General features: G+C 70.2%; 2 protein-coding genes and 1 riboswitch. Both genes read left to right on the top strand.

Translation table 11 applies throughout. The annotated features are described in order from the left end of the window. The first annotated feature begins 310 nt into the window (after positions 1-310). On the top strand, positions 311-985 hold the full coding sequence (locus tag BN1056_RS09900; RefSeq protein WP_210580809.1) for a metal-dependent transcriptional regulator: 675 nt from the start codon (positions 311-313) through the stop codon (positions 983-985). 200 nt (positions 986-1,185) lie between these two features. Further along, positions 1,186-1,338: riboswitch (cyclic di-AMP (ydaO/yuaA leader) on the top strand. A 1-nt stretch (position 1,339) separates the two neighbouring features. After that, positions 1,340-2,083: a C40 family peptidase gene (locus BN1056_RS09895; RefSeq protein ID WP_210580807.1), complete on the top strand. Its 744-nt coding sequence runs from the start codon at positions 1,340-1,342 to the stop codon at positions 2,081-2,083. Positions 2,084-2,199: the final 116 nt, after the last annotated feature.

Here is a 2,199-nt window from a genome sequence, read left to right as displayed (position 1 = left end):
TCTGGGCACGGCGCCACTGGCACATCGACTTCGCCTACTCCTCCACCCGCCCCTTCCTGACCACCGTCGGCCCGCGTGAACGCGCCGCGAGTAGCGCTCCCGGCGACGGCGCGGCGGGAGCCGCGGAGGCGGGCACCCCCGGCGCTCCCACCGCCTCGGAGTAGCGCGCGGGGCCGGATGGCCGAACCCGGCATCGGCGTCGGCGTCGGAGCCGGGGACCGATATCCTGTTTACGCACATGCACATACGCCGCACCCCGGCTACGGTCAGCCGTGCTGCATCGGTCAGTGGTCATCGGAGGAGGCACCAGATGAGCGAGCTAATCGACACTACCGAGATGTACCTCAAGTCCGTATACGAGCTTGAGGAAGATGGCGTGCTGCCGCTGCGCGCACGCATCGTTGAGCGCCTGGGCCACTCCGGTCCGACCGTGTCTCAGACGGTCGCCCGCATGGAGCGCAGCGGCCTGATCTGGGTTGCCGATGACCGCTCCCTCCAGCTCACCGACGAGGGGCGCCGTCGGGCCACCGAAGTTATTCGCAAGCACCGACTTGCTGAAAGGCTGCTCCTGGACGTGATCGGCCTGGATCGCAGGCTCGTTCATGACGAGGCCTGCCGGTGGGAGCATGTGATGAGTGAGCAGGTTGAGGACCGCCTGGCCGCGATCTTGGGTGAGGTCACCTCCGACCCCTTCGGCAACCCGGTTCCCGACCGCGTTCCCACCCACCCCGCCCCCGCAAATGACGAGATCAGCGCCGAGCGCCTGGTCCGCGACGGGCGCTCCGACGCTGTCGTCTCCCGGGTGGGAGAGCCCATCCAGGCCGACGACGTTGTAATCGCCCAGCTAGAGGATGCCGGCATCGGGGCGAGTACGCCGGTCCGACTCACCGCCACGGTCGGCGGCATCCGGGTCAGCCGGCAGGACGACGACGTCTCTGTGCTCCTGCCCAGCGCCCTAGCCAGGCATCTCTTCCTCAAGCGCTGAGCACGATCGGCCCCCTGCAGTGGCGCGGTGGGCCGAGAATGTTGTCCGCGCGACCCCGCCGTGGGAGATTCCACAGCGGGCGCGGCGGGGAAAACTACCCATGGACGGGGGAACTTCATTAACTTAGAGGCCGCAGCCGGCACCCCCGGCTGTGGAGGCGCCCGCGGAGCCTAAGCCTGCCGGCGCGAGCCGCCTCCGCCAACGATTATTTCCGGCAGGCCCGGGGGAACCACTTCTCCGGCCGTGACGCTCCGGCGGACGCGGCCTCGGGGTGAAGCCCGCGTCAAGTACGCGGGCCGGGCGTCTCCCGCCCGAACCCGACAGCTAACCTCGTCGGCTCTGCAGGAGAATTCATTGTCTACAAACGTCAAGGCCCGCCACCGCAAGGCCGCGCGTCCGCTGACGCCCCTGACGGACGCCGCCCCGGTTGCGCGCCGCGGGCTTGCCGTCGCCGCCTCCTCCGGCCTGGCCCTCACCATGATCGCTTCCGGCGCCAACGCGGCCAGCGATGACGCCGATGCCACCGGCTCGGCCGGTGCACTCAGTCAGGCCGGCGTGGCCGCACTGGCAACCGACGCGCGCGAGGTCGTCACCACCAACGCCGCCATTTCGAGCGGCTCGGAGGCTAACTGGAGCGAGGACGTCGTCGAGGCCGCCACGGTCACCGCCACCGCCCCGGTGGTCGAAGAAGAGCCCGAGGTCGAGGAGGCCGTCGAGGCCGAGGAGACCGCGGAGGCGGGGGAGGCCACCCAGGTGGCTGCCACGACCTCCACCGGTGAGGGCATGGTCGCGCTGGCCATGCAGTACGTCGGCACTCCCTACGTCTGGGGCGCCGCCGGCCCGTCTTCCTTCGACTGCTCCGGCCTGGTGTCCTACATCTACGCCCAGTACGGCATCAGCATCCCGCACCAGTCCGGCCAGATCCGCGCCATCGGCACGCCGATCTCCGCAGACGAGGCCCGGCCCGGAGACATCCTGTGGTGGTCCGGCCACGTCGGCCTGTACGCGGGCAACGGCATGATGGTGGACGCGACCCCCTCGAAGGGTGTGTCTTACCGGGCCGTCTACTCCGGCGTCACCTACCTGCGCGTCAGCTGACCGCACTCGCCCCGCACCCCACCCCCGGGGAGCGGGGCGGTTCCATGTCCGCGAGGCCGGGGCCTGGCGTAGCAGGCGTGTGCACCGCAACCGGCGTGTGCGACGTTTCACGGCGG

The sequence above is a fragment of the Actinomyces succiniciruminis genome, from assembly GCF_900002405.1.
Lineage (GTDB): Bacteria > Actinomycetota > Actinomycetes > Actinomycetales > Actinomycetaceae > Actinomyces > Actinomyces succiniciruminis.
This window is presented reverse-complemented; position numbering and strand designations above follow the sequence as displayed.

Excerpts from the sequence above, each read along its gene's own strand:
- BN1056_RS09900 (WP_210580809.1), top strand. The coding sequence starts at position 311 with ATGAGCGAGCTAATCGACACTACCGAGATGTACCTCAAGTCCGTATAC.